Source organism: Stenotrophomonas sp. RS-48 (assembly GCF_030053245.1).
Lineage (GTDB): Bacteria > Pseudomonadota > Gammaproteobacteria > Xanthomonadales > Xanthomonadaceae > Stenotrophomonas > Stenotrophomonas maltophilia_P.
This window is the reverse complement of sequence record NZ_JASGBV010000037.1, coordinates 13,403-38,140: the sequence shown is the minus strand read 5'-3', so window position 1 is coordinate 38,140 and position 24,738 is coordinate 13,403. Positions and strand designations below refer to the sequence as shown.

The window sequence follows — 24,738 nt, the reverse complement described above, 5'->3', positions numbered from 1 at the left end:
TGGCGTCATGGTCCTCCCCAGCGACAGCGGGTCGGCCACACGCCTCCCCAGATGCGCAAGTGTGCGCAATCACGGGGAAAATCGACAAGTCCCCCGCCCCGGTTCAACCGTGACGGGGGACACGCTCCTCAACTGCGCTTGGCGCGGGCGAAGGCTTCAGCCAGTGCGTTGTTGGCCGGGGCTGCCGATGGGGCGGGCCGACCGCCGTTGCCCTGGCCCCGCCCCGGGCTCCGGCCCGGCCCGACTGCGTCACGCCGCGGCCCTTGTCCCTGACCACGCTCGTCACGGCTGCCGGGGCGGCTGGTGGCCTGGCCGGGGGTATCGTCCAGGCGCCGGGTCAGCGCGATGCGCTTGCGCGGCACATCCACCTCAAGCACCTTCACCTTGACGATATCGCCAGCCTTGACCACGTCGCGCGGGTCCTTCACGAAGGTGTCGGAGAGCGCCGAAATGTGGATCAGGCCGTCCTGGTGCACGCCGATATCGACAAAGGCACCAAACGCGGCGACGTTGCTGACCACGCCTTCCAGCACCATGCCCTCGCGCAGGTCCTTGATGTCTTCCACGCCCTCGGCGAAACGTGCGGCCTTGAACTCCGGGCGCGGGTCACGGCCGGGCTTTTCCAGCTCCCTGAGGATGTCGCGCACCGTCGGCACGCCGAAGGTCGCATCGGTGAACTGCTCGGCCTTCAGCCCACGCAGGAAGCTGCCATCGCCGATCAACGCCTTGATCGGGCGCTGGGTACTGGCGACGATGCGCTCGACCACCGGATAGGCTTCCGGATGCACGGCCGACGCGTCCAGCGGCTCGTCGCCGTCGGCAATGCGCAGGAAGCCGGCGCACTGCTCGAAGGTCTTCTCACCCAGCCGGGCGACTTTCAGCAGGTCCTTGCGGCGCTTGAACGGACCATTGTCATCGCGATGGCGCACGATGTTCTCGGCCACCGTCGCCGACAGGCCGGACACGCGCGACAACAGCGCGGCCGAGGCGGTGTTCACGTACACCCCGACCGCGTTCACGCAGTCCTCCACGCGTGCGTCCAGTGCGCGCGCCAGGCGGTACTGATCGACGTCATGCTGATACTGGCCCACGCCGATGGCCTTCGGTTCGATCTTGACCAGCTCGGCCAACGGATCCTGCAGGCGGCGCGCGATCGACACCGCGCCGCGCAGCGACACGTCCAGGTCCGGGAACTCCCTGGCTGCGAGCTCGGAAGCCGAGTACACCGAAGCACCGGCCTCACTGACCACCACCTTCTGCAGCTTCGGGTTGCCGACCGCCTTGATCGCTTCGCCGGCCAGCTTGTCGGTCTCGCGGCTGGCGGTGCCGTTGCCGATCGCGATCAGTTCCACGTTGTGCCGGGTACACAGCTGCCTGATCGTCTGCAGCGACTGCTCCCACTGGCGCCGGGGCTCGTGCGGATAGATCGTCTCGGTGGCGACCAGCTTGCCGGTGGCATCGACCACTGCGATCTTGCAGCCGGTGCGGATGCCTGGATCCAGCCCAAGCACGGTCTTCGGGCCCGCCGGCGCAGCCAGCAGCAGATCCTTCAGGTTGTCACCGAACACGGTGATCGCGTCCGCTTCGGCCTTTTCGCGGGCCTGGTTGAACAGATCCAGCAGCAGGTGCATGTGCAGCTTGGCACGCCAGGTCAGGCGGCAGGCATCGAGCAGCCAGCGGTCGGCGGCACGGCCCTGGTCGGCGATGCCGGCCTTGCGGGCCACGCGCCCCTCTGCGTACTGATGGCCTGCCTCGGCATCGCTGCCCGGGTCCAGCTCCAGGTACAGGATCTCCTCGCGACGCGCGCGGAACAGCGCCAGCAGGCGATGCGAGGGAATTTTCGCCAAGGCTTCGGCGTGCTCGAAATAGTCGCGGTACTTGGCGCCCTCGGTCTCCTTGCCCTCGGCCACGCGGGCGCGGATCACGCCGTGTTCGCCCAGCCAGGTGCGCAGTTCGCCCACCAGCGCGGCATCTTCCCCCCAGCGCTCCATCAGGATCGCCCGCGCGCCCTCCAGCGCCGCCTTGCTATCGGCCACGCCCTTGTCAGCATCGACAAAGCTGGCCGCGAAGGCCTGAGGGTCCTGCGTCGGATCGGCGAGCAGTCCATCGGCCAGCGGCTCCAGGCCGGCCTCGCGGGCAATCTGCGCACGGGTACGGCGCTTGGGCTTGTACGGCAGGTACAGGTCTTCCAGTCGGCTCTTGGTATCGGCGGCGAGGATGTCGTTGCGCAGTTCGTCGCTGAGCTTGCCCTGCTCGTCGATGCTGGCCAGCACCGCCGCACGGCGGTCTTCCAGTTCGCGCAGGTAGGTGAGGCGCACTTCGAGATTGCGCAGTTGGGTGTCGTCCAGGCCACCGGTCACTTCCTTGCGGTAGCGGGCGATGAACGGAACGCTGGCACCTTCGTCAAGCAGGCCGACCGCGGCGCGCACCTGGCTGGGCTGGGCACCGATTTCCTCGGCGATGGTCTGGGCGATCTGCTGGGCGAGCGCGCTCTGGGCGTTCTTGGCGTCGTGCATTGCTTCAGGTCTGTGCCGCGTTACGGGAAGACCCCATTCTGGCAATCCGCGACGGAGCCGGACAAGACATTGACAGCAGACGAGGTTCAGCGGCGTGGCCGGTCTGGACGCCGGCATCCTGGCAGGGGGGCTCGGACTGGCCCGGGGCTGGGATGCCGGCGCGGGCGCGCGATGGTGGGCGCGCCCTGCCGCGTGTTGCGAGGGTCAGCGGTAGTGGCGGGCGGCGCGCTGCATGACGATCTCGTCACGCATGCCTTCCAATGCCATCAGCCTGACCTTGCCGACACCCTGCAGTTCCATGAACCGCTCGGTGTAGAACTCCGGCCCCAGCGCGGTGTCGGCGCGCGATTTGCTGAAGCCATAGGGCACCACGCCCTTCTCGCCATCCTTGCTACCACCGACATAGAGAACGATTGCCATGTGATGTATTCCTCCAAATTGCTACTGCGTACTGCACTCGATGAGCGATGCTGCGAGCCCATCGGAGAGGAGCTTACCGCGTCGTACCTGACTGGAACGTCACGCAGGCTAATGACGATCGGTTGCATGCAGATGACGGCGGGATCGCAGCAGAATGCTTACGCATCCTTAACTTCCAGCTAACGAATTTCCAAGGGAATTCCCGCCAACGGCGCCGCCCCTCGCGGGCGGTTGGGTGGCTTGCGGAAAGCCGGTTCACTGCGGGCTGGCCGGGTGGGTGGAACTGGCGGGGACGCCGTGAACCCGTCCCTGGGGGCTTAGCCGCGCCATCCATGGCGCGGATACCCCGCCAGCCCCACCCACCCGGCCGCTGACAGTTTGCTGCTGCGTCTACCACCTGCGGAAAAGAAAAAAGAAGAGCAAAAGCAAAAGCAGCCTGGCCGGCTGCATTTTGTAGAGCCGAGCCCACGCTCGGCTGCTTTCAGGTCAGTCCACGAAGCCGAGCGCAGGCTCGGCTCTACAAGGGCGGTCGGGTTGGGGTCGCGGGGGTATCCGCGCCATGGATGGCGCGGCTAAGCCCCCAGGGACGGGTTCACGGCGTCCCCGCCAGTCCCACCCACCCGGCCAGCCCACAGTAGACCGACTTTCCGCAACCCACTTCACCGCCCACGAGGGGCTGTGCCGTTGGCTGCAGACCACGGCCACCAGCCGTGCCCGAACCGAGCGTAATGATCCGCCGCCCGCTCGAACGGGTTGCGCGCACTCACCCCGCCGCACAGCAGGTACACCGGCAGGTACAGCGGCCCCAGCACCAGGTACTGGTAGACGTGCGCGCGCTCATGGTCGTCCAGCCGGATCAGCGGCTCCGCCCCCCACCCCGCCTGATGCGCATAGGTCCGGCACGGCATGGCCAGATCATGGCCGGTATGCAGGATCACGTTGCCCAGCGTGATCGCGCCGCCGGGCCCCCACGGCCAGCGATCGAACACCAGCGCGCACTCACGGCCGCTCCAGCGCACCGTCGCACCGCCCAGCAGCCCGGCCAGGCCTCCGACCAGGCCGATCAGCGAATTGGGGACGGTCCAGGCTGCACCCAGCACCTGCAAGGCACGCAGCCAGATCGGCCGGACCATGGCAGGACGGTTCAATCGGCCTCGTTGGGAATCAGCAGCCACAGGATCAGATAGACCAGGATGCCGGGGAATGCCGCCGATGCCAGCGACACCAGTACGAAGACCACCCGCAGCAGCGTGGAATTCCAGCCGAAGCGATGCGCGATGCCGCCCATCACCCCGGCGATCATCCGGTCGTTCAGCGAGCGCGACAACGTGCGGGGCGCGGTACTCATGGCGGATCCTCCTGGGAGTGCATAAAGCAGTCGAACAGGACTCGACTCTACACCGCCCCCCTGTCTACGGCGTGCGTTGGCGCAGCGCCTGCAGCCGGGCGCTGAACCATGCGGCCGACGCCTGCTCCGGTTGCCCGGGGCACTGGATGCGGTAGGCCTTGCCGCTCATGCTGCTCTGGGTGGCCGCGCGTTCGATGAACTGCTCGGCGCTGTCCACCAGGTCCTTCTTCAGCAGGTAGTCGTACTTGCGCTGCAGGTGCGCGCGCGCACTGCTGCCGTCGTACCAGCGGCCGTTGCGCTGGAAACGGCACTGGGAGCCGTCCAGGCTGGAGATCAGCTGCGCGATTTCGCCGCGCGCTACGGGGCCCGGGGCCGCAGGGGCCCATGCAGGGGTCAGCAGCAGCGCTGCAACCAGCAGTGATTTGTGCGACAGCATCCTTGGCTCCAGCCCGTCCAGAGCGCCTGAGACTAGCCCTTCCCGTCCCGGGCCTTCAACCAGCCATCAATCGTAGCTGGCACTTCGCGCTGCGCCCGTCCGGACACGTAGATTCCAATATGCCCCCCGCGGAAACTGGACTCGGTGTAGTCCTCCGTGCCCAGGCGCCCCCGCATCGCGCGCGATGCATCCGGCGGCACCAGATGGTCCTGCTCGGCGTAGATGTTCAGCACCGGCAGGGTCACCTGCGACAGATCCACAGCTTCCTCGCCGATCCGCACCGTACCGTTCACCAGCGCGTTGTCCTGGTAGAACTGCTTGATGAAGTCGCGGAACGCCTCGCCCGCCAGATCCGGCGAATCGAAGATCCATTTCTCCATGCGCAGGAAATCCTCCAGCGCGGCCTTGTCATCGAGGATGTCCAGCAGGCCCACGTACTTCTGCACGTTCAGGCGGAACGGCTTGAGCATCAGGTAACTGGCATTCATCAGGTCGGCCGGGATGTTGCCCAGCGTGTCCACCAGCAGGTCCACGTCCACCTGCCGCGCCCAGTGCGAGAGCATGTTGTCGGCGGTGTGGAAATCAACGGGCGTCACCATGGTGATCAGCTTGCCCAGCTTCTGCCGGCGCAGCGCCGCATAGCACAGCGCGAACACACCGCCCTGGCAGATGCCGAGCAGGTCCACCGGGCCGCCGCTGCGCGCGCGCAGGGCGTCCACCGCGCCCTCGATGTAGCGCAGCAGGTAGTCCTCCAGCGTCTGGAACCGTTCGGATCGATCCGGGTAGCCCCAGTCCAGCACGTACACGTCCTGCCCCAGTGCCAGCAGCTTCTGCACCAGCGAGCGATCGGCCTGCAGGTCAACCATGTAGGGGCGGTTGACCAGTGCGTAGACGATCAGCAGCGGCGTCCGCCGGGTCGGTGCCTGTTCGCCGACGAAGCGATAGAGCACCACCTTGCCATCACGCCAGACTTCCTCGCGGGCGGTCACCCCGTAATCGACATCTTCCACCTGCGGCAGCAGCTTCAGCCCTTCCATCAGCTTGCGCTGCATGGCCAGGGTCTCCTGCATCAGGTCATCGGCATTGAAGCCCAGAGGTCCCTTCATCGGTCATGTTTTCCGCGAGGAAGTACGGGATGTCGCCTTCCTGGCTGGCGCACGCTTTGCAGCAGGCTTCTTGACTGCAGCCTTCTTGACTGCCGCCTTCGGCGTTGGCGCCGCCTTCTTCGCGGCCGCCCTGCGAGTGCCAGGCTTCACCCTGGCCGGGGCCGGCTGTGCGGCCGGATCCACCGTCGCCGTACCCGCCAGCACCGTCACCTGCGCCTGCAGGCGACGCAGGCTGCGCTCCAGCTCGGCAATGCGACGGTGCGCGGCATCCATTTCGGAACGGGTCGGCAGGCCGATCCGCTCGCTTACCTGCTCCACTTCGCGCTGCAGCCCAGCGCGCAGGCGCATCTGTGCGTTGCCGAGGTCGGCATAGACCTGCTGGAACGGCTCGGACAGGGCCACCTTGGCGTAAGCCTCTTCGGCCGCCTCGATCCACAGGTCGAACATCGCCCGCGCGCTGGTCAACTGGCTGCCGGGCTGCTCATGCTGGGCCAGCCGCTGCTCGAACAGGTCGAAGGCCTCGTCCAGCGCCTGCCGGATCTGTTCGACATAGGCGCGCGACTGCTGCTGGTAATCCTCCTGCGCGCGCAGCAGGGCCTGCCAGCGCGCCTGGTGTTCACGGCCGGGACCGAATGCGGGGCTCTGCAGCCACGGGCCCGCCTGCAGCTGCCATTGCTGCAGCCAGCTGGCGAACTCCGGCAACGAACCGCCGGCCTGGGTGCTGCCGCGCGCGCCCTGCAGCATCCATTGCAGCAGGCCATCCCCCTGGCCCTGCACTGCCTCACGCCAGGCCTGTGCCACTTCTGCGCTGCTGGCGTCGCGTCCGGCGAAGCGGCTGGCGACCTCCTGCATCGTGCCGTACCAGCTGCCCGCCTGCTCGCGGAACCGGCGCACCGCGTCCTCCGGCGCTCCCGGCCCCTGCTCGGGCAGCATCTGGCTCCAGCCGTCAAACAGGCGCTGCCAGCTGCCCGCATCGCCGCTACCTGGCGCACCAGCGGCGGAGGCGTGGCGCAGGGCATCGCCCCAAGCCCCGAAATACTGCCGGGCCAGAGCCTCGAAATCGCTGCTGCCGGCGTCATGGGCCGAACTGGTCATCGCAGGCCTCCGCAGGATGCCGTCATGGCTTGGGAATACGCAGGGTCTTGCTGATCATCAGCGACCCGGACAGAGCGAACAGCAGCACCATCGGATGCAACTGCCACGGACCCAGCTGCCATTGGCCAAGCCAGATGTCCGGGCCGATCGCGTCGGTACCCGCCGCGATCGCCAGCACGATCACCAGCACCAGGCTGGTCGGGATCGGGGTGCCCTCGAAGAACTTCACCTTGCCCTCGTCGCCGGCCAGCGCCTCGGCAGTCACGTTGTAGCGGGCCAGACGGCTGACGCCACAGCAGACGAAGTAGCTCAGCACCAGCCAGTCCCACCCGCCCTGCATGCCACAGGCATAGGCCAGCGCGGCCGGGGCCACGCCGAAGGAGATCACGTCGGACAGCGAATCCAGCTCGCGGCCCAGCGTCGAACTGGATTTGCGCCAGCGCGCGATGCGGCCGTCCAGCGCGTCGAAGATGAAGGCCAGCGGGATCAACGCCATGCCGAACAGCAGGTAGCCACGCTCGCCATCCTGCAGGAAGCGCATGGCGGCGAACACCGCGCCGGTGCCGCAGAAGGCGTTGGCCAGGGTGAACCAGTCCGCCAGCTGGAACTCGCGCAGCATCGAGAAGTGACGTTTCATGAAGTCTCACGGGGCATCAAGGGCCACAGGGTACCGCGAGCGCAGCCGCTGGCGACAGCACGGCCCGCGTTCCCCCTTCACCGGTCGCTCACGCATCGTCACCAGCGGTGAATTTTTCGCCACCCATCTTGACAGCCTAGGGGGGTGGCGCCTGTCGAGGCTTATCCACAAAGTTGCCCACGCGTAATCCACACCCCCTGTGGACAACCCGTTCTCACCGACTGCGACGGTGGACATTTGCTCATCACTTCTGGCGGGGTTTCCGCCCTTCCCAAGCCGGCTCTCTGGCGCTATGGTCAGCGGCGGACCCGCCGTCGCCACGTCCTGATCCCCTCACCGGACGATGCCGATGCTGGACGCAGCCACCCTGGCCGCTCAACTGCGGATGCCCCATGGCGACCACGCCCTGGACGTGGCCGACGCGATGAACCGCAGCAATGGCGAGCTCAACCAGGCCGCCATCCGCCTGCTCGCGACCGCTGCAGGCGAGAGCGTGCTGGAAATCGGCCCGGGCAATGGCGCGTTCGCGCCCCTGCTGCTGCAAGCGGCCAACAGCCGCTACCTCGGTATCGAACTGTCCACCGCCATGGTTGCGGCCGGCAACCAGCGACTGGCCTCGACCGGCCTGGGTGACCGCGCGGAACTGCGCCATGGCGACGCCCACGCCCTGCCCGTCACCGATGCCTGCGTGGACGCGGCGCTGAGCGTAAACACCCTCTACTTCTGGCCGAACCTGGCGCCGGTGCTGGACGAACTGGCGCGGGTGCTGCGCCCTGGCGGCCGCCTGTGCCTGGCGTTCGGCGATGCCACCTTCATGCGCGGCCTGCCGTTTGCCTCGACCTTCCACCTGCACGAACTGGAGGCGGTGGAACGCGCGCTGCGGATCTCGGGCTTCCGTGTTTCGGCCTGGCGGGCACACCGTGAAACCGCGGAAGGCAACGATGGCCAGCAGCGCGAGAAGCACTTCCATCTGCTGCTGGCGCACCGGCAGTGATCGTTTTCCGTCGGGGATGGCCCGGCGAGCGCAGCGGCCAGGCGCCCAGGCGCTCAGCCGGCAATCCGGGGCCGCCAACCGGCGAAGCAGAACAGCTGCAGCACCAGCATCATCACCAGTCCCAGCGGCCAGGCCCACCACAGTCCCGCCAGGCCATGCCGCGCATGCAGCCAAGCCGCCAGCGGCAGTTCCAGCAGCACGATGGCCGCCATTCCGAGCAGCGCCGGCCACACGACCGTGCCGCTGCCGCGCATCACGCCCACCAGCACCGAGGCGCCGCCCATCGCCAGCACACCCCAGGCCACCGTGCGCAGCTGCTCTGTCGCCAGCGCGCGTACGTCCGGTGCGTCCAGGATCAGGCCGACCAGCCATGGTGCCGACAGCATCACCAGCCCCACCACTGCGGCCAGCAGCCCGCCCCCCAGCCACGCACCGGTGCGGGCGATCGCAGGCAGCCGCGCCACGCGCCCCGCGCCCATCGCGTGCGCAGCCAGTACGGTGGCGGTGATCCCCAGCGACATCGCCGGCAGCTGCACCCAGCTCATCAGCTGGTTGACCGCGCCGTAGGCGGCGGTCGCCAGGTAACCGTGCCGGTTGATCCAGCCCAGCAGTACGATTTCGGCAACGGCCAGGCTGAGCATCTGCAGCGACGACGGCACCCCGATCCGCAACATTGATCGCGCCGTGCCCGCATCCACGCGCACCGCGCGCAGCAGATCACGATCGGGTGCCAGCGGATGCCCCTGTCGGCGCCAGCGCCACGACAGCCAGGCCAACGCCAGCGTGGAAGCCAGCACCGCGGAGAATGCGGCGCTGGCTGCTCCCATCCTCGGCAGGCCTGCAGCACCGACGATCAGCAAGGGTGTACACAGCAGGCCGATCAAGGTGGCGATCAGCAACGCGTGCAGCGGCGACATCGCATCGCCCACCGCGCGGCTGACCGACGTTGCCAGCCAGAGCAGGAAGATCACCGGCACGCCGCTCAGCATGATGCGCGCGTAGGCGATGGCCTCACCCAGGATCGGCGCCGGTGTGCCGAGCGCCTGCAGCAGCTGCGGTGCGAACAGGATGCCGACCACCATCACCAGCAACGACACCGCCAGCATCAGCGCGACCGCCGTTCCGGCGACCCGCCGCACCCGCACCACATCACCGCACCCCCACGCCTGCCCGATCAGCACCGTGGCGCCCGTGGCCAGGCCCATCGCCAGGGCCAGCAACAGGAAGAACATCGGAAACACCGCCGCCGCTGCGGCCACCGCATGTGCACCGAGCAGGTGGCCGAGGTAGATGTTGTCGAGCGTCCCGGAGGCCAGCTGCAGGGCGTTGGTCAACAGCATCGGCAGCAACAACCCGAGATAGGCGCGCCACAGGGGGGGCGCCACAGGCGGTGCGGACAGTGATGGGGGATTCATTGGCATTCCATGGGCAAGGCGTTGCCCTGCCCGGCCAAGGGGCCAGCAGGAGACGCAGGTGGGGAGGAGTCATGGCCCGCGGTCAGCGCGGCCGTGCATCTGCGGGGCGGCGGGTCAGTCGTCGGCGCTGCCCGCAGGTTCGTCGAAGGCCAGACGCAAAGCGTGACTGCGTACGTCGACGGGCCAGCTTTCCAGCACAGCCTGCAGGCGCGCGCGGTCGTGCGCGAACAGCGCACGCGTGGCTTCCTCGAAGCCGGGCAGATCGCCGCCGATGGTCTGCAGGAAGTGATACGCGCGCTCGGCGTTGCGGCGCTGCCGGTCCAGATCGGCACCGGCCCGGCTGGCCGCTTCCACCAGCCGCCGCAGCGCCACCGAGGCGCCGCCCGGCTGTCCGGCCAACCAGGTCCAATGACGCGGGAGCAGCGTGACCTCGCGCGCGACCACACCCAGTTTCGGTCGCCCGCGCCCGCGCGCCACCACCGGCTCATCGGTGGCCGCCGTCTGCACATCGGCGTCCGCGCGTGATGCCGGGAAGGCCTGGGCGATACGCACCAGCAGCTGCGCGACGCTGCCACGCGTGTCGAAATCCCGGGTCAGGCCGGTGGCGTTGTCGAACACCAGCAGCGGGCCGGCAGCCGCATCGGCACGCAGCTGCCTGAGCGCCAGCGCGGCGACGTCCGGCGTACCGGAAGCGACAAGTCGATGACCGTCGAAGCAGCTGAACGGCGGAAGGGGAGCATTGGACATGGCACGGGCACCGGGGCGATGCGGAAATATTACCCGGGCAATTTTATGGCGTCAATATCACCCGGGTATTAATCCGCACTACCTCGACGCGGCTCACAGCCTGCTGAACGACCAGCTCTGCATGCGTCCGTCCTTGTACGGCATCACCCCGTGGAATGGACGCGGATCCGCATCGAACACCAGCGGCAGGAAATTGCGGTCGCCCTCCCACATCGGCAGCGTGTCGAGCTTGTCCAGGTCCACCCACTCCAGCGTGCCCTCATGGTTGCCGCCATGCGGGCTGCCTTCAAAGCCATCGATCACGAACACGAACCCGAACCAGTCCTCACCGTGCTTGCCGAAACCCGGCCAGCTGATGGTGCCGCGCAGACGCATCGAGGTACACGCGATGCCAGCCTCCTCTGCGATTTCGCGGCGCATGCCGGCTGCCACGTCCTCGCTCGGCTCGATCTTGCCCCCCAGGCCGTTGTACTTGCCCAGATGGTGGTCGCCGGGGCGGGTATTGCGATGGATCATCAGCACCTGGCGCCCGTCGGGCGAAAGCACATAGCCCAGGGTGGCGACGATCGGGGTATACGGCATGGCGGCATCCGGCGGCAGGTCAGCCCCGGATTATGGCCGATCAGCGCACCAGCGACAGGCGACGCTCGCCATCGGCTGCCGCGCTGCCGTCCGGATCGCGACGCAGGGTGGCCACGCCATGGCCACGCTCGGCCAGGTATTCCAGCCACTTGCCGAGGAAGGTGTTCATCCGCATGCGGTGGCTGATCAGTTCGGCCGGCGGCGGATACAGCCCCATGGTGTCCTGCCAGCGGCGGCCGACGTAGCAATGGGTGGTTTCAGCCTGGCGTGCGTCGCGGTACAGGCGCACATAGGCCGACGGGTCCGGCTCGCCGGTCACCGGGTCGGCCAGGTCGTAGGTCAGGCGCAGTTCGACGGTGTAGCGATGGCACTCGATCACGTCCAGACGCACATCCAGACCATCACCCACCGAAGAGATGTAGCTGCCCGCAACCAGCTCGGCCGGTGCGAACAGGCGCACCAGGTGCCGGTAGTTTTCCGCATACAGGCCCATGAGCCAGCTCAGCCGGCTCAGGCGGGGAATGCGTTCGGTGCGGGGCAAGGCTCGGGCCATGGGTCGATCCTACACGTTGGTGGTTCAACGTGGGGGCGGTTCACGCCGCAGCCAACCCACCGGCCGCGATCGTCCGTGTGCATCCACGCGCTGACAGGTAGCGCTGGGCCAGGCCCGGCGAGCGCGCAGCGCAGCCATCCAGCGTGGCCCGGCATCGCCGGCGCCGCCGGGAGAGGATCAGTACATTTCGCGCTGCAGCCCCAGCGTGCCCAGCACCTTGCTGGAGATTTCCTCGATGGAAGTGTGCGTGGTGCTCAGGGTCGGAATCCTCTCCATGCGGAACATGGTCTCGGCCGCCGCCACTTCGCGCCGGCAGGTTTCCAGATTGGCGTAGCGTGAGTTCGGCCGGCGCTCCTGGCGGATCTGCTGCAGCCTGTCCGGGTCGATGGTCAGGCCGAACAGCTTCCGCCGGTAGTTGCGCAGCCGCGCAGGCAGGCGGTCGCTTTCCAGGTCTTCATCGGTCAGCGGATAGTTGGCTGCGCGCACCCCGTAGTGCAGGGCCAGGTAGATGCAGGTCGGGGTCTTGCCGGCCCGCGACACCGCCACCAGGATCACGTCGGCATCGTCGTAGTTCACCGCGATGCCGTCGTCGTGGGTCAAGGCGAAGTTCATCGCATTGATGCGGCGGTGGTAGGTGTCGAAATCGACCATGCCGTGGGCCTGGCCGACCCGGGCCAGGCGCGGGCTGGACAGTTCCCGCTCCAGCGGCTCGATGAACGGCGCGAACACGTCCAGCATCAGCGCCCCGCTGTCGGCCAGGATCAGGCTCAGGCTCTGGTCCACGCAGGAGTTCACCACGATCGGCCGGACCTGGTAGCGCTCCCCCGCCGCCTGGATCCGGGCACAGGCTTCACGGGCCTTTTCGGGGTCATCGACGAACGACATGCGATCGGTAATGAAGCTGAACCCGGAGAACTGGGTCAGCAGGCTATGTCCAATGGTTTCAGCGGTGATACCGGTTCCATCGGAAACATAGAACACCGGGCGGATGGTCGACATGCGCGCTTTTACCCCCTACGAAGCCTAAAAAGGCCGCCAGCACAAGCTTGTGCCGACGGTACTCTGCCCGGCATCATATCGGCTTCTTCCTACGGACGCGGCCATTACAGCCCGCCTCGGGCGATGGCCAAACGGAGCATCGCGCTTGAACGAGAACATCCTGTGGTTGCACGAACTGCGTCTGGCCGACCTGGCCCGCGTAGGCGGCAAGAATTCGTCGCTGGGCGAGATGATCGGCAATCTGGCCGGTCTGGGCGTGTCGGTGCCAGGCGGTTATGCCACCACCGCTGAAGCCTTCAAGGACTTCATCGCGCACAACGATCTGTCCAAGCGCATCTTCGACAAGCTGGCCACGCTGGACGTCGAGGACGTTACCGCGCTGACCGCGGCCGGCAAGGAAATCCGTGGCTGGGTCATCGACGCTCCGCTGCAGCCGCAGCTGGACCAGGACATCCGGACCGCGTACGCCAAGCTGAGCGCCGAGAACGGCGGCGGCGACGTGGCCGTGGCGGTGCGCTCTTCGGCCACCGCCGAAGATCTGCCCGACGCCTCGTTCGCCGGCCAGCAGGAAACCTTCCTCAACGTCACCGGTGCCGACGATGTCGTGCACAAGGTCAAGGAAGTGTTCGCTTCGCTGTACAACGACCGCGCCATCGCCTACCGCGTACACCACGGCTTCAAGCATGAGGACGTGTTCCTGTCCGCCGGCGTGCAGCTGATGGTGCGCTCGGGCGTGGGTTCCTCCGGCGTGCTGTTCACCCTGGATACCGAATCGGGCTTCCGCGACGTGGTGTTCGTCACCTCGTCCTTCGGCCTGGGCGAAATGGTCGTGCAGGGCGCGGTCAACCCGGACGAGTACTACGTCTACAAGCCCACCCTGCAGGCCGGCAAGCCGGCGATCCTGCGCCGCTCGCTCGGCAGCAAGGCGATCCGCATGGTTTACTCGGACGTTCCCGGCGAGCGCGTCAGGATCGAGGACACTCCGGCCGAACTGCGCAACACCTTCTCGATCAGCGACGAGGACGTGCAGGAACTGGCCAAGCAGGCGCTGGTGATCGAAAAGCACTACGGCCGCCCGATGGATATCGAGTGGGCCAAGGACGGTGTCAGCGGCAAGCTGTTCATCGTGCAGGCGCGCCCGGAGACGGTGAAGTCGCGCAGCCACGCCACCCAGATCGAGCGCTTCGCGCTGACCGAGAAGGGCGGTAACGTGTTGGCCGAAGGCCGTGCCGTGGGCGCCAAGATCGGTTCGGGCGTGGCCCGCGTGGTGAAGACGCTGGACGACATGAACCGCGTGCAGCCGGGCGACGTGCTGATTGCCGACATGACCGATCCCGATTGGGAACCGGTGATGAAGCGCGCTTCGGCCATCGTCACCAACCGCGGTGGCCGTACCTGCCACGCCGCGATCATCGCCCGCGAACTGGGCGTACCGGCCGTGGTCGGCTCGGGCAACGCCACCAAGGTCATCGAAGACGGCCAGCTGGTCACCGTCAGCTGCGCTGAAGGCGATACCGGCTTCATCTACGAAGGCAAGCTCGGCTTTGAGCGCACCACCACCGATCTGGGCAACATGCCGCCGGCTCCGCTGAAGATCATGATGAACGTGGCCAACCCGGAACGTGCCTTCGACTTCGGCCAGCTGCCGAACGCCGGCATCGGCCTGGCGCGCCTGGAAATGATCATCGCCAGCCACATCGGCATCCACCCGAACGCGCTGCTGGAGTACGACCGCCAGGACGCGGCAACGAAGAAGAAGATCGACGAGAAGATCGCCGGCTATGGCGACCCGGTCAGCTTCTACGTGGACCGACTGGCCGAGGGCATCGCCACCCTCACCGCGTCGGTCGCGCCGAACCCGGTGATCGTGCGCCTGTCGGACTTCAAGTCCAACGAGTACGCCAACCTGATCGGCGGCAGCAACTACGAGCCGCACGAAGAGAACCCGATGATCGGCTTCCGCGGCGCCAGCCGTTATGTCGATCCGAGCTTCTCGGCTGCCTTCGCGCTGGAGTGCAAGGCCGTGCTGCGCGTGCGCAATGAAATGGGCCTGGACAATCTCTGGGTCATGATTCCGTTCGTGCGCACGCTGGAAGAAGGCCGCAAGGTGGTGGAAGTCCTCGCCCAGAACGGCCTGAAGCAGGGCGAGAACGGCCTGAAGATCATCATGATGTGCGAAGTGCCGTCCAACGCACTGCTCGCCGATGAGTTCCTGGAGATCTTCGACGGCTTCTCGATCGGCTCCAACGACCTGACCCAGCTCACCCTGGGCCTGGACCGCGACTCGTCGATCGTCGCCCATCTGTTCGACGAACGTAACCCGGCAGTGAAGAAGCTGCTGTCGATGGCGATCAAGTCGGCACGGGCCAAGGGCAAGTACGTCGGCATCTGTGGCCAAGGCCCGTCCGATCACCCGGACCTGGCCGAATGGCTGATGCAGGAAGGCATTGAATCGGTGTCGCTGAACCCGGACACCGTGGTCGATACCTGGCTGCGCCTGGCCAAGCTGAAGGCCAACGGCTGATCCAGCCACAAGCTGAAAACAGAAACCCCGCCTCGGCGGGGTTTCTGCTTTTGGGGAGGACCTACGGGCCCGATACGACATTTGCAACTATTCCAGTAGGCGCCCTGACTTGGCCGACGCACACTGCGAGGACTGAAGTCACTTCCCGGCAACATTCGCCTCATGACCATCCCCTTCGCGCTTGGACTGTTCAACTACTCCGGCCCACTGGCAGGAGCGCAGGATTTCCAGAAGTTTCACGAGTTGGCTATATCCATGCTCGAAAAGCGTGGAGTAGAGGCCACCCACTTTGCGGCTGACGGAAAGGGCCAGAGCGGCAAGTTGGCGAAGCTGGGCAATGCAGCACATCGAAGACTTCTGGCCACTGGCTTCAACGAGCTGACTCTCCTCGGTGTTGACGCTGTACCCAAAGGAAGTGACGCGCCCGCCTACGATCTGACGGCATCCGCCGATTTCTTCTCCAGTCGTGAGCTTGGAACGCAATTCGCTCTGTTCTCCAAGGATGCTCGCTTCCCTCTGGAACCGCATTCATTCCGGGAGCTTCTGGCGGGGCTGATCGCCCTGTATGACTGGGACTTCGGCTACGTCACCCACCCACCCTTTGAGCGCAGCCCGCAGGCCTACATCATCGGCTACTGTGATGGAACACAGCCGCAGGATGAAGAAGACCGCAACCAGATCTGGTATGACGCTCCGCCGGAGGTTCGCCTGCGCAGGGCCCGCAACATTTTTCCCCTTAGCCTGCTGAATCCAGCGCAGCTGGGTGCGCCCGTCGCGCCCGGCAAGACACTGGCGGGGATACTGCAAGGTAGCCCCGGCTGCACCTTGGACGAACTGGTGCCCGGCCGCCTCTGGCTCAGCACGGTAGAACCGCATCTGGTGCAAGGACTACGCTCGCTGCTCAAGGGTACAGGCGCATTGATCGAAGGCGGCTGACACCACGTTCATCCCGCCATGTCGATAATCTGCTCGCATGCAACCCCGCCTCTGCGGGGTTTTTCGTTTCTGGCGTTCTTGAGCGCCGCGCCCGGTTCGACAAGGAGCCCGCATGATTGCTACTACCCCACCCGCCTCATCCCCCGCCGCAACGCCCTGGTTCCACTCGCTCAACTGGGAACGCCTGCTGGAAACCTATGGCGTGCCACTGCTGGCCGCCATCGTGGTGCTGCTGGTCGGCCTGTGGGTGGCACGCCGCCTGTCCAACGCGATGCCGCGCGCGACCGCGCGCATGGGCGTGGACCCGATGCTGGGCAGTTTCCTGCGCAACGTGGTCTACGCCGCATCGCTGGTGATCGTGGTGGTGCTGGCCATCGGCACGCTGGGCGTGCAGATCACCCCGCTGCTGGCCGTGCTCGGTACCGCAGGCCTGGCCGTCGGCCTGGCGCTGAAGGATTCGCTGTCCAACATCGCTTCAGGCGTGATGCTGGTGACCCTGCGCCCGTTCCGCGTGGGCGATGTGGTGACGGTCGCCGGCCAGACCGGCACGGTACGCGAAGTGCGCATTTTCCAGACCGTTATCACCGGCGCTGACAACCAGCACACCACCATTCCGAACACCCTGATCACCGCGGCGCCGATCATCAACCTCACGGCCGAACCGACCCGTCGCGTCGAGTTGGTGGTCGGCATCGGCTACGACGACGACATCCAGCTGGCGCGCGATACCGCCCTCGCGCTGATGAAGGCCGACCCGCGCGTACTTCAGACGCCGGTGCCGGACGTGGTGGTCTACGAGCTGGGCGCGCACGCGATCAATCTGGGCATCCGCTGCTATGTGAAGTCGGCCGACTGGTTCGGCACGAAGGTGACGCTGCTCGAGCAGATCAAGCTGGGCTACGACAAGGCTGGTATCAACATTCCTTACCCGCAGCAGGACATGCATCTGTACCTGCACGGCAAGGACGGTGGCGTGGTCGAGGCCGACGCGCTGGTGCGCGACACGCCCTGACCGCCGCGCCTCATCCCGCGCTGCGCGCTCGCCGGGCATGGCCCGGCGTTACCTGCTCGACCGGTCGGCACGGGTAGCGCCGGGCCATGCCCGGCGGATGCGGAATCAGGCAGCGACGCTCTCTTCCAGCGTCGGGTAATCGGTGAAGCCCACCGCCCCGCCTCCGAAGAACGTCGCGCGGTCCGGCAGGTTCAGTTCCGAACCTTGGCGCAGCCGCTCCGGCAGGTCCGGGTTGGCGATGAACGGCCGGCCGAAGCCGATCAGGTCAGCCCAGCCTTCGGCCAGTGCCTGCTCGGCGCGCTCGGCGGTGTACTTGCCGGCGTAGATCAGCGTGCCCGGATAGACCATGCGCAGCGCCTGCTTGAACGCCAGCGGCATCGGTGGTGCGTCGTCCCAGTCGGCTTCGGCGATGTGCAGGTAGCCCACACCCAGCCCGCCCAGCAGATGCGCGGCCGCCAGATAGGTGGCCTGCGGCGTATCGTCCACCGCCCCCTGCAGCGTGGTCAGCGGCGCCAGGCGCACCCCCACCCGGTCGCCGCCCGCCACCTCAACCACCGCCCGCGTCACCTCACGCAGGAAGCGCAGCCGGTTCTGCAGCGCGCCACCATAGCCATCGGTGCGCTGGTTGGCCTGCGAATCGATGAACTGGTTGATGAGATAGCCATTGGCCCCATGCAGCTCGACCCCATCAAAGCCCGCCGCCAGTGCATTGCGCGCCGCCTGTGCATATTCCTCGACGATGCCTGGAATCTCGTCCTCGCGCAGGGCGCGCGGCATCGAGTGCTGGATCATCTCGCCCACGCCGGCCTCCGGACCGGCACCGGTCGGGTCAACGAACACCTTCACGCCTTCGGCCAGCAATGCCGACGACGACACCGGAGCCTCACCGTTCGGCTGCAGGGCAACATGCGAAACACGGCCCACGTGCCACAGCTGCGCATAGATGCGTCCGCCCGCCGCGTGTACCGCATCGGTGACCTGGCGCCACCCCTGTACCTGTTGCGGACTGTGGATGCCCGGGGTCCAGGCATAACCCTGGCCCTGCGGGCTGATCTGGGTGCCTTCGCTGATGATCAGGCCGGCGCCGGCACGTTGCGCGTAGTACGCCGCCATTTCGGCGGTGGCAACATTACCGTGGGCCGCACGCGAACGGGTCATCGGCGGCATCACGATGCGGTTGGGCAGGGTCAGTGCGCCCAGGCGGTGGGGAGTGAACAGCATGTCGGCCATCTCTTGCGGGGGAGTGCCGCAAAGAATGGGGATGGCGCCCGCCGGGCAACAGGCACGGACTGGCAAAACAGTTGTTCCGCCGGGGCAATGATAGGCTCGCTTGAGGTCTCGCCCGGGGTCAGATCCCTTTGCACGGCAAAGGGATCTGACTCCGACACCGGTTAGAGCGTCGGCTCGATCAGGGCGCCGCCATGCGCCACGCGGTCATAGCAGGTGCGCACTACATCCTCACCGTACTTGCGCTCCAGCCGGCGCACGATGAAGTGACCGCGTGCCATGTCCTGGTAGTAGTCGGTGAACATGGTGTTGAGCGTGGCGCCGGCGGCAGCACCCACGATGGGGACCGCCTGCGCGGCGAACTTCTCGGTCACCACCACACCGAAACGCGCGGCGACCTTCTCCACCACCTTGGCCAACAGCTTGCCGGCCTCCTTCGGGGCCACGCCCAGGGTGAGGTCGCGGCCGGTCACCACGCGGCCGGCCAGCTCGGCCGACAGGTGGCGCATCACATCGGTGGTGAAGCCGCGGGCCAGGTAGTAGCCCGTCTCGCTGGCGTCGTCGCGCGGCGAATTGCCGCCCAGCGCGAACACCTCCAGACAGGCCTGACGTGTGCTGAACTCGGACAGGTCGAAGCCTTCGCTGCGCGCCACATCGGCCACGGCGCGCATCATGATGGTGGTCGACACCGGCAGTTCGATGAACAACGCGGCAAAACCGAAGGCACCGCCGACCGCGCCGGACGTTGCGGCAGCCACCTTGTGCCAGCGGGTGGATGCGCCCTTGCCGGGTGAATTGTCCATGCTCCACAGCGCTGCCTGCGCGGATTTCGACAGCGCCGCCTGCACCGCGCCGTGGATGCGGCTGGACACCGACGTCGGCAGGGCCTTCACTGCGAACTCCAGCGGCGTGCCGACCAGGTTGGCCATGCGCGCGGTCAGGGTCGGCGCCTCCAGCAGTGCCACCGCCCGCTGCAGGTCGGCCCAGTCGCGGGCGTCGTGGGCGATATCGCGCGGCAGCAGGATCGGCTCGTTCATGGGCCGATAGTAGCGCCACGCGGTTGAACGATGGGTAGCGCCGGGCCATGCCCGGCGTCGTCGTTCAGGCAGTCGGCAACCCTGAAAGCGCGCCCATGAACCGGCGATAGTGGCGCAGCTCGTTGATCGAATCATGCACGTCGCTGAGTGCGGTATGGCTGCTGTTCTTGCCGACGCCAGCGGCCACGCCCGGCGCCCAGCGCCTGGCCAGTTCCTTCACCGTGGACACATCCAGGTTGCGGTAGTGGAAGTACTTCTCCAGGCGCGGCATCTGCCGGTGCAGGAAGCGGCGATCCTGGCAGATCGAATTGCCGCACATCGGCGATAGGCCAGCCGGAATCCACTCCGCCAGGAAATTCACCGTCTGCGCCTCGGCCTGGGCAAGGGTCACGCTGCTGTCCAGAACGCGCTGCCACAGGCCGGAACGACGATGCTGGTTGCGGTTCCACTCGTCCATCGCCTCCAGCGTCTCCAGCGGATGATGGATGGCGAATTCCGGTCCTTCGGCCAGCACGTTGAGCTGGGCATCGGTCACTACGGTGGCGATCTCGATGATCGAATCGTTGTCGGTATCCAACCCGGTCATTTCCAGGTCGATCCAGATCAATCGCTCGTTGGCCGCGCCGTTCTCCACCATCGTGTCGTCTCGCTGCAGGGCTGGCCCGCGGGCCGCCGGAAAAGGAAAGGGGCGCCCATCATACCCTTTCGCTGCTCATCCCTCGTCCGCCGGGCGTTCCAGCAACAGGGGCGGCTTGCCGCGCTTGGCGCGGAAGTAGTTGGTCAGCCGCGTGCTCGCCTCCTTGGCCAGCACCCCGCCGTGGATCTCCACGCGGTGGTTGTGGCGCGCGTCGCCCAGCAGGTCGAACACGCTACCACAGGCACCGGTCTTCGGGTCGCTGGCACCGTAGACCAGCCGCGACACGCGCGCATGCACGATTGCCATCGCGCACATCGCGCAGGGCTCCAGCGTCACGTACAGCGTGCTGCCCAACAGTCGATGGTTGGCCAGCGCCTGGCCGCCGGCACGCATCGCCACGATCTCGGCGTGCGCGCTGGGATCGTGCGAAGCGATATTGAGGTTCCAGCCCTCACCCAGCAGTTGGCCGTCGGCACCGACCAGCACCGCACCGACCGGGATCTCGTCGAACTCGCGCTGCGCGCGCTCGGCCAGCGCCAACGCATGGCGCATCCACTGTTCGTCGGCGTCGTGCACCGGTACACCCGGAGCGTCGGTCATGGCAGTTTCCGTGAGGCGGCAGAGCTCAGGCGCACAGTGTAACGCCGGGCTGCGCAGCGGATGCCAGAATGACGTCATACTGTGCTGCCTGCCCGCTTCACGTTCCCCCCCATGACCACCCTGCGCCCCTCGCGCGCCGATGACGGTGCCGCACTCGTCGACCTGTGGCGCCGCGCCGTCGACGCCACCCACGACTTCCTCAGCCCTGAAGACCGCCTGGCCATCGATGCCGAAGTGGCTGGTTTCCTGCCCCAGGCGCCGACCACCGTGGCCGTGGATGCAGATGATCGTCCTCTGGGCTTCATGTTGATCGACGGGACGCATCTGGAAGCCTTGTTCATCGACCCAGACGTGCGCGGCACCGGCATCGGCCGTCAGCTGCTGCAGCACGCACTGGCCGTGCATCCGCAGCTGAGCACCGACGTCAATGCGCAGAATGCGCAGGCAGTGGGGTTCTACCTGCGCATGGGCTTCACCGAGACCGGCCGCTCAGCGCTGGATTCACAGGGCCGTCCGTATCCGCTGATCCATCTTCGGCACGCGGGCTGAACGCCCGCGATCAGTGGGTCGCTTCGAACGCCCGGGAGTAGCGCACCTCTCCCTGCGCCAGTGGCGGCTGCAGGCACAGCGCCTGGAAGTACTCGGCAGGAACGCCCGGCAGCACCAGCCCCGGCTCGGCGCGGAAGCCGAAACGAGCGTAGTACGCCGGCTCGCCCAGCAACACGCAGCCTCGCGCGTGCTGCTGGCGAAGCGCCTCGATGGCCGCGCGCATCAATGCGGTACCGATGCCCTGCCCCTGTCGCTCCGGCAGCACCGAGATCGGGCCCAGGCCGTACCAGCCGCTGCTGCCGTCGCTGACGGACACCGGCGAAACAGCGACGTGGCCGATGACTTCTCCGACCGCGTCGGCCACCAGCGAGATGCTCAGCTCGCCGCGCTCGCGCAGCGCATCAACGATGTACTGCTCGGTGTGACTGCTGTGTCCGGCCGTGGCGAAAGCGGCGGTGGTCAGGGCATGGATGGCGGCGATGTCGGCCGGCATTTCAGTACGGATGGAAAGTGTCATGGAGCACCTTGAGCTAGGCCACGCACCGGCCCGGAGACCGCCGCGACAGGGAACGAAGGGTGTAACAACCGTGCATCCGCGATTGTCCAACCGCGGAGGTCTCGCGGAAGACAGCGATGCAGCTGCCTGGGCAGGCACCCGCACGGTGCTCTGCTCGGCTATGGAGATGTTCATGGAAATGGAGATCCCGTCAACATGCGGTGCGCAGCACTACCACTGGCCGGACGCTGATTCTTGGCAGCCGGCGATGACCCCTGTTGCGGTGCAGCAGTACAATAGCCTGCTCCCCCGCCCCCTGCGCCCCCGCATGAGCCCCAATTCCTCCCTGGCCGCGCAGCTGACGCCCCGCCAGCGCACCCTGATCATCCTCGCCCTGTCGCTCGGCGGCTTTGCCATCGGTACCAGCGAGTTCGCCAGCATGGGCCTGATGCTGGAAATCAGTCGTGGCCTGTCGATCACCGAAACACAGGTCGGCCATCTCATCAGCGCCTACGCCATCGGCGTGGTGGTCGGTGCACCGGTCCTGGCGTTCGTCGGCGCCAGCTTCCCGCGCCGTCGCCTGCTGCTGGCGCTGATGGGCTTCTATGCAGTCGGCAATCTGGCCAGCGCGCTGGCACCGAACTACGCCACCATGCTCATCGCGCGCTTCGTCGCGGGCCTTCCGCATGGCGCTTACTTTGGCGTGGCGATGCTGGTAGCGGCGGCGATCAGCCCGGCCGGCCAGCGCGGCCAGGCGATGTCGCGCGTGCTGCTCGGCCTGTCCATCGCCATCCTGATCGGCAACCCGCTCACCACCTGGCTGGGCCAGCAACTGAGCTGGCGTACGGCGTTTGCGCTGGTCACCCTGCTGGCCATTGCCACCGTTGCGATGATCGCGCGCTTCCTGCTGCCCGACCCGGAGGAGGTGCGCACCTCGCCGATGCGCGAGCTGCGCGCCTTCAACACCACGCAGGTATGGCTGGCACTGGCCATCGGTGCGGTCGGATTCGCCGGCATGTTCTGTGTGTTCACCTATCTTGCGCCGACCCTGGTGCAGGTGACCGGGGTTGCCGAATCGTGGATGCCGCTCGCCGTGGGTGTGTTCGGCATCGGCGCCATCATCGGCAACATCGCCGGCGGCTGGCTGGTGGACAGATTCCACTTCAAGGCCGCCGCGCTGGTACTGGCGTGGTCGATCGTGATGCTGCTGCTGTATCCGCTGGCTGCGCAGTCGGTGTGGACCATCGGCCCGATGATCATCACCGTGGGCACCATGGGTGCGCTTGCCGCCGTGCTGCAGACCCGCCTGATGGATGTGGCGGGAGAAGCGCAGACGCTGGCTGCGGCCTCCAACCATGCCGCGTTCAACACCGCCAACGCGCTGGGACCGTGGCTGGGTGGCATGGCCATCAGCTCCGGCTTCAGCCCCGCCACCACCGGCTATGTCGGCGCAGCCACGGCCTTCGGTGGCCTGCTGCTGTGGTGCGTAGCGGTGATGCTGGAAAAGAACCGCGCACGCACGGTCGCCCGCAGTCACTGACACTGCTGTCCTCCGGCCGTCCCGCAGCGCCGCACGCGGCAGGCAGGCCTGCGGCGGCCGCCGACGGGACTACACATGGCGTGGATATCCGTTCGGGCAGACTTCGATCAACACCCCCTGGTCGATCGTCCGGACCGCAATGCCTCCCCGCCGTGCCCCTGCCCACCATGACGCGGTCGCCCTGCAGGCCGGCGTGCTGGGCAGTGTGCTGGGTATCGCGCTGTTCAAGGCGTCCGCTCTGTCGGCCATCGCTGCGGGGTCACTGATGACCACCGGACTGTGGCTGCTCACCTGCGTCCTGCTGGCGGCCTGGGCCCTGGCCGCCTGCCTGGCTTGCCTGGCCTTGAGCCGACGGGTCTTCATGCTGATGCTGGCGCTGTCCGCACTGTTCATGATCTGCGTCGCGTAGACCGCAGGCGCCACAATCGCACAGTATCGTCACACTTGTTACTGAATAACAAGTGCAGGCAGACCGATTGCGTCGGCACGGGGTCACATTATTGAATCAGGGCACCCCCACTTTCCCAGGATGCCGTCCATGCCTACCTGCTTCGCCCCCGCCGCGCTCCGCGCCTCGGCCTATGCCGTCATGCTTGCCTCGCTCGCTGCCTGCGCCACCTATGACGACACGGCCATGCATTCGGGGTGCCAGGAATCACCGCACCTGAAGGACCTGCCGCCGCAGGTCGCCGCACGCGAAAGCCGCTGCAACAAGAGTCTTGAAGTCTGGTCCAGCGAGCGCAAGGGCGATGACAAGCCACTGGATCTGAGCGGCAAGAAGAAGGAGCTTTGAAGAAAGCTCTGACGGCGGGGTGTCTTGATGCGGCCGATGCACACAGCTGACTGCGCCGTCACGGGTGGCAGGCGAGGATGCAGACGTGTACTACTCGCGAGCGGTTATGTCCCACCCTGTCATCCGCGCTTTCGAAGCCGTCTTCAACCTCTCAGGTGGTGTTGAACGCATCACCGCGCTCACCGTCACCTGCCACCATTGCGCGGAGACCACCTCCGCCAGTGAGGACACATTGCTGCAGCTGCCAGGCGGTGCCCTGTTCCGCTGCGAGCGTTGCGGCTGCCACCAGCCGATCAGCCATGCGCGTGTTTCGGAGTGGCAGCTCCCGTCGCTGCTGGGGGTATGAGGCGATGGAGCTGACCGCAGCGCAGATCAGGATCCTGCAGGACATTGCCGACGCGCAGCCGGTGCGCGGTGACGCTGCGACCTGGGCAGTGAATGCGGGCTTTGCGGTGCAGGCCGAGGATGCGGACATCGACCTGACGCCGGCAGGCCGGCACGCCCTGGCCGGGCAACCAGGCCAGGAGCCAGGCTAGCCG

General features: G+C 66.9%; 28 protein-coding genes. 10 read left to right on the top strand and 18 right to left on the bottom strand.

From position 1 onward, the window contains the following. Positions 1–128 precede the first annotated feature (128 nt). From QMZ25_RS07975 to QMZ25_RS07940, 8 genes are all read right to left on the bottom strand, one after another. A complete protein-coding gene (locus tag QMZ25_RS07975) occupies positions 129–2,516 on the bottom strand; it encodes a Tex family protein (RefSeq protein WP_283219416.1) in 2,388 nt (795 codons plus the stop codon). A 204-nt stretch (positions 2,517–2,720) separates the two neighbouring features. Then, positions 2,721–2,936 carry a hypothetical protein gene (locus QMZ25_RS07970; protein ID WP_005410085.1) on the bottom strand — a complete coding sequence of 72 codons (216 nt, stop codon included), beginning with the start codon at positions 2,934–2,936 and terminating at the stop codon, positions 2,721–2,723. A gap of 659 nt (positions 2,937–3,595) precedes the next feature. Continuing rightward, positions 3,596–4,069 (bottom strand): hypothetical protein, encoded by a 474-nt coding sequence (locus tag QMZ25_RS07965; RefSeq protein ID WP_283219424.1) that lies wholly within the window; start codon positions 4,067–4,069, stop codon positions 3,596–3,598. Positions 4,070–4,080: 11 nt separating this feature from the next. Then, a complete protein-coding gene (locus QMZ25_RS07960; RefSeq protein ID WP_074899197.1) occupies positions 4,081–4,284 on the bottom strand; it encodes a PspC domain-containing protein in 204 nt (67 codons plus the stop codon). A gap of 64 nt (positions 4,285–4,348) precedes the next feature. Next, positions 4,349–4,720 carry a YfeK family protein gene (locus QMZ25_RS07955; protein ID WP_053517888.1) on the bottom strand — a complete coding sequence of 124 codons (372 nt, stop codon included), beginning with the start codon at positions 4,718–4,720 and terminating at the stop codon, positions 4,349–4,351. Positions 4,721–4,752: 32 nt separating this feature from the next. Then, positions 4,753–5,826, bottom strand: coding sequence for a class III poly(R)-hydroxyalkanoic acid synthase subunit PhaC (locus QMZ25_RS07950; RefSeq protein ID WP_053517887.1), 1,074 nt, complete (start codon positions 5,824–5,826; stop codon positions 4,753–4,755). A 3-nt stretch (positions 5,827–5,829) separates the two neighbouring features. After that, positions 5,830–6,921: a class III poly(R)-hydroxyalkanoic acid synthase subunit PhaE gene (gene phaE, locus QMZ25_RS07945; RefSeq protein WP_283219415.1), complete on the bottom strand. Its 1,092-nt coding sequence runs from the start codon at positions 6,919–6,921 to the stop codon at positions 5,830–5,832. A gap of 22 nt (positions 6,922–6,943) precedes the next feature. Continuing rightward, positions 6,944–7,558: a CDP-alcohol phosphatidyltransferase family protein gene (locus QMZ25_RS07940; RefSeq protein ID WP_053517884.1), complete on the bottom strand. Its 615-nt coding sequence runs from the start codon at positions 7,556–7,558 to the stop codon at positions 6,944–6,946. Between the two features lie 343 nt (positions 7,559–7,901). On the opposite strand from QMZ25_RS07940, the gene QMZ25_RS07935 reads away from it, so the two are divergent. Next, positions 7,902–8,552 (top strand): class I SAM-dependent methyltransferase, encoded by a 651-nt coding sequence (locus QMZ25_RS07935; protein ID WP_283219414.1) that lies wholly within the window; start codon positions 7,902–7,904, stop codon positions 8,550–8,552. Between the two features lie 53 nt (positions 8,553–8,605). Here the strand turns inward: QMZ25_RS07935 and QMZ25_RS07930 are convergent, their stop codons facing one another. The 5 genes from QMZ25_RS07930 to QMZ25_RS07910 form a co-directional block, all read right to left on the bottom strand. Continuing rightward, positions 8,606–9,967 carry an MATE family efflux transporter gene (locus QMZ25_RS07930; protein WP_283219413.1) on the bottom strand — a complete coding sequence of 454 codons (1,362 nt, stop codon included), beginning with the start codon at positions 9,965–9,967 and terminating at the stop codon, positions 8,606–8,608. Positions 9,968–10,081: 114 nt separating this feature from the next. After that, a complete protein-coding gene (locus QMZ25_RS07925; protein WP_283219412.1) occupies positions 10,082–10,714 on the bottom strand; it encodes a DUF2239 family protein in 633 nt (210 codons plus the stop codon). A 93-nt stretch (positions 10,715–10,807) separates the two neighbouring features. Next, positions 10,808–11,296 (bottom strand): 8-oxo-dGTP diphosphatase, encoded by a 489-nt coding sequence (locus QMZ25_RS07920; RefSeq protein ID WP_053517878.1) that lies wholly within the window; start codon positions 11,294–11,296, stop codon positions 10,808–10,810. A gap of 40 nt (positions 11,297–11,336) precedes the next feature. Next, on the bottom strand, positions 11,337–11,849 hold the full coding sequence (locus QMZ25_RS07915) for a DUF1249 domain-containing protein (protein ID WP_053517876.1): 513 nt from the start codon (positions 11,847–11,849) through the stop codon (positions 11,337–11,339). A gap of 177 nt (positions 11,850–12,026) precedes the next feature. Further along, a complete protein-coding gene (locus tag QMZ25_RS07910) occupies positions 12,027–12,848 on the bottom strand; it encodes a pyruvate, water dikinase regulatory protein (RefSeq protein ID WP_053517875.1) in 822 nt (273 codons plus the stop codon). Between the two features lie 145 nt (positions 12,849–12,993). On the opposite strand from QMZ25_RS07910, the gene ppsA reads away from it, so the two are divergent. The 3 genes from ppsA (at position 12,994) to QMZ25_RS07895 (ending at position 17,320) form a co-directional block, all read left to right on the top strand. Further along, complete coding sequence (gene ppsA / locus QMZ25_RS07905) at positions 12,994–15,372, top strand: phosphoenolpyruvate synthase (RefSeq protein WP_253119942.1); 2,379 nt, start codon at positions 12,994–12,996, stop codon at positions 15,370–15,372. Between the two features lie 162 nt (positions 15,373–15,534). Then, on the top strand, positions 15,535–16,308 hold the full coding sequence (locus tag QMZ25_RS07900) for a hypothetical protein (protein WP_283219411.1): 774 nt from the start codon (positions 15,535–15,537) through the stop codon (positions 16,306–16,308). 112 nt (positions 16,309–16,420) lie between these two features. After that, entirely contained in the window at positions 16,421–17,320 is a 900-nt protein-coding gene (locus tag QMZ25_RS07895) for a mechanosensitive ion channel domain-containing protein (RefSeq protein ID WP_253119946.1), read from the top strand. Between the two features lie 105 nt (positions 17,321–17,425). Here QMZ25_RS07895 and QMZ25_RS07890 read toward each other — a convergent pair whose 3' ends face one another. From QMZ25_RS07890 to tadA, 4 genes are all read right to left on the bottom strand, one after another. Beyond that, entirely contained in the window at positions 17,426–18,541 is a 1,116-nt protein-coding gene (locus QMZ25_RS07890; RefSeq protein ID WP_283219410.1) for an alkene reductase, read from the bottom strand. A 170-nt stretch (positions 18,542–18,711) separates the two neighbouring features. Next, on the bottom strand, positions 18,712–19,584 hold the full coding sequence (locus QMZ25_RS07885; protein WP_283219409.1) for an EcsC family protein: 873 nt from the start codon (positions 19,582–19,584) through the stop codon (positions 18,712–18,714). A gap of 64 nt (positions 19,585–19,648) precedes the next feature. Continuing rightward, a complete protein-coding gene (gene orn, locus QMZ25_RS07880; protein WP_053517870.1) occupies positions 19,649–20,221 on the bottom strand; it encodes an oligoribonuclease in 573 nt (190 codons plus the stop codon). Positions 20,222–20,296: 75 nt separating this feature from the next. After that, on the bottom strand, positions 20,297–20,821 hold the full coding sequence (gene tadA, locus QMZ25_RS07875) for a tRNA adenosine(34) deaminase TadA (protein WP_164153106.1): 525 nt from the start codon (positions 20,819–20,821) through the stop codon (positions 20,297–20,299). Between the two features lie 111 nt (positions 20,822–20,932). Between tadA and QMZ25_RS07870 the strand changes: the two genes are divergently transcribed. Continuing rightward, complete coding sequence (locus QMZ25_RS07870) at positions 20,933–21,370, top strand: acetyltransferase (protein ID WP_164153107.1); 438 nt, start codon at positions 20,933–20,935, stop codon at positions 21,368–21,370. 10 nt (positions 21,371–21,380) lie between these two features. On the opposite strand, the gene QMZ25_RS07865 is transcribed toward QMZ25_RS07870, so the two are convergent. Further along, the gene (locus tag QMZ25_RS07865; protein ID WP_164153108.1) at positions 21,381–21,887 is read right to left on the bottom strand and encodes an N-acetyltransferase; all 507 of its coding nucleotides are present in this window, start codon (positions 21,885–21,887) and stop codon (positions 21,381–21,383) included. Positions 21,888–22,194: 307 nt separating this feature from the next. On the opposite strand from QMZ25_RS07865, the gene QMZ25_RS07860 reads away from it, so the two are divergent. The 5 genes from QMZ25_RS07860 to QMZ25_RS07840 all read left to right on the top strand — a co-directional run bounded on the left by QMZ25_RS07860 (position 22,195) and on the right by QMZ25_RS07840 (position 24,735). Further along, positions 22,195–23,406 (top strand): MFS transporter, encoded by a 1,212-nt coding sequence (locus QMZ25_RS07860; RefSeq protein ID WP_164153102.1) that lies wholly within the window; start codon positions 22,195–22,197, stop codon positions 23,404–23,406. Positions 23,407–23,545: 139 nt separating this feature from the next. Beyond that, positions 23,546–23,815 carry a hypothetical protein gene (locus tag QMZ25_RS07855; RefSeq protein ID WP_053517866.1) on the top strand — a complete coding sequence of 90 codons (270 nt, stop codon included), beginning with the start codon at positions 23,546–23,548 and terminating at the stop codon, positions 23,813–23,815. A 129-nt stretch (positions 23,816–23,944) separates the two neighbouring features. Beyond that, positions 23,945–24,199: a hypothetical protein gene (locus tag QMZ25_RS07850; RefSeq protein ID WP_283219408.1), complete on the top strand. Its 255-nt coding sequence runs from the start codon at positions 23,945–23,947 to the stop codon at positions 24,197–24,199. A gap of 106 nt (positions 24,200–24,305) precedes the next feature. Next, positions 24,306–24,545 carry a hypothetical protein gene (locus tag QMZ25_RS07845; protein WP_053517863.1) on the top strand — a complete coding sequence of 80 codons (240 nt, stop codon included), beginning with the start codon at positions 24,306–24,308 and terminating at the stop codon, positions 24,543–24,545. A 4-nt stretch (positions 24,546–24,549) separates the two neighbouring features. Then, positions 24,550–24,735, top strand: a complete 186-nt coding sequence (locus QMZ25_RS07840; protein ID WP_111187042.1) for a hypothetical protein — start codon at positions 24,550–24,552, stop codon at positions 24,733–24,735. Positions 24,736–24,738 lie beyond the last annotated feature (3 nt).

Excerpts from the sequence above, each read along its gene's own strand:
- QMZ25_RS07975 (WP_283219416.1), bottom strand. The coding sequence starts at position 2,516 with ATGCACGACGCCAAGAACGCCCAGAGCGCGCTCGCCCAGCAGATCGCC.
- QMZ25_RS07970 (WP_005410085.1), bottom strand. The coding sequence starts at position 2,936 with ATGGCAATCGTTCTCTATGTCGGTGGTAGCAAGGATGGCGAGAAGGGC.
- QMZ25_RS07965 (WP_283219424.1), bottom strand. The coding sequence starts at position 4,069 with ATGGTCCGGCCGATCTGGCTGCGTGCCTTGCAGGTGCTGGGTGCAGCC.
- QMZ25_RS07960 (WP_074899197.1), bottom strand. The coding sequence starts at position 4,284 with ATGAGTACCGCGCCCCGCACGTTGTCGCGCTCGCTGAACGACCGGATG.
- QMZ25_RS07955 (WP_053517888.1), bottom strand. The coding sequence starts at position 4,720 with ATGCTGTCGCACAAATCACTGCTGGTTGCAGCGCTGCTGCTGACCCCT.
- QMZ25_RS07950 (WP_053517887.1), bottom strand. The coding sequence starts at position 5,826 with ATGAAGGGACCTCTGGGCTTCAATGCCGATGACCTGATGCAGGAGACC.
- phaE (WP_283219415.1), bottom strand. The coding sequence starts at position 6,921 with ATGACCAGTTCGGCCCATGACGCCGGCAGCAGCGATTTCGAGGCTCTG.
- QMZ25_RS07940 (WP_053517884.1), bottom strand. The coding sequence starts at position 7,558 with ATGAAACGTCACTTCTCGATGCTGCGCGAGTTCCAGCTGGCGGACTGG.
- QMZ25_RS07935 (WP_283219414.1), top strand. The coding sequence starts at position 7,902 with ATGCCGATGCTGGACGCAGCCACCCTGGCCGCTCAACTGCGGATGCCC.
- QMZ25_RS07930 (WP_283219413.1), bottom strand. The coding sequence starts at position 9,967 with ATGAATCCCCCATCACTGTCCGCACCGCCTGTGGCGCCCCCCCTGTGG.
- QMZ25_RS07925 (WP_283219412.1), bottom strand. The coding sequence starts at position 10,714 with ATGTCCAATGCTCCCCTTCCGCCGTTCAGCTGCTTCGACGGTCATCGA.
- QMZ25_RS07920 (WP_053517878.1), bottom strand. The coding sequence starts at position 11,296 with ATGCCGTATACCCCGATCGTCGCCACCCTGGGCTATGTGCTTTCGCCC.
- QMZ25_RS07915 (WP_053517876.1), bottom strand. The coding sequence starts at position 11,849 with ATGGCCCGAGCCTTGCCCCGCACCGAACGCATTCCCCGCCTGAGCCGG.
- QMZ25_RS07910 (WP_053517875.1), bottom strand. The coding sequence starts at position 12,848 with ATGTCGACCATCCGCCCGGTGTTCTATGTTTCCGATGGAACCGGTATC.
- QMZ25_RS07900 (WP_283219411.1), top strand. The coding sequence starts at position 15,535 with ATGACCATCCCCTTCGCGCTTGGACTGTTCAACTACTCCGGCCCACTG.
- QMZ25_RS07895 (WP_253119946.1), top strand. The coding sequence starts at position 16,421 with ATGATTGCTACTACCCCACCCGCCTCATCCCCCGCCGCAACGCCCTGG.
- QMZ25_RS07890 (WP_283219410.1), bottom strand. The coding sequence starts at position 18,541 with ATGCTGTTCACTCCCCACCGCCTGGGCGCACTGACCCTGCCCAACCGC.
- QMZ25_RS07885 (WP_283219409.1), bottom strand. The coding sequence starts at position 19,584 with ATGAACGAGCCGATCCTGCTGCCGCGCGATATCGCCCACGACGCCCGC.
- orn (WP_053517870.1), bottom strand. The coding sequence starts at position 20,221 with ATGGTGGAGAACGGCGCGGCCAACGAGCGATTGATCTGGATCGACCTG.
- tadA (WP_164153106.1), bottom strand. The coding sequence starts at position 20,821 with ATGACCGACGCTCCGGGTGTACCGGTGCACGACGCCGACGAACAGTGG.
- QMZ25_RS07870 (WP_164153107.1), top strand. The coding sequence starts at position 20,933 with ATGACCACCCTGCGCCCCTCGCGCGCCGATGACGGTGCCGCACTCGTC.
- QMZ25_RS07865 (WP_164153108.1), bottom strand. The coding sequence starts at position 21,887 with ATGACACTTTCCATCCGTACTGAAATGCCGGCCGACATCGCCGCCATC.
- QMZ25_RS07860 (WP_164153102.1), top strand. The coding sequence starts at position 22,195 with ATGAGCCCCAATTCCTCCCTGGCCGCGCAGCTGACGCCCCGCCAGCGC.
- QMZ25_RS07855 (WP_053517866.1), top strand. The coding sequence starts at position 23,546 with ATGCCTCCCCGCCGTGCCCCTGCCCACCATGACGCGGTCGCCCTGCAG.
- QMZ25_RS07850 (WP_283219408.1), top strand. The coding sequence starts at position 23,945 with ATGCCTACCTGCTTCGCCCCCGCCGCGCTCCGCGCCTCGGCCTATGCC.
- QMZ25_RS07845 (WP_053517863.1), top strand. The coding sequence starts at position 24,306 with ATGTCCCACCCTGTCATCCGCGCTTTCGAAGCCGTCTTCAACCTCTCA.
- QMZ25_RS07840 (WP_111187042.1), top strand. The coding sequence starts at position 24,550 with ATGGAGCTGACCGCAGCGCAGATCAGGATCCTGCAGGACATTGCCGAC.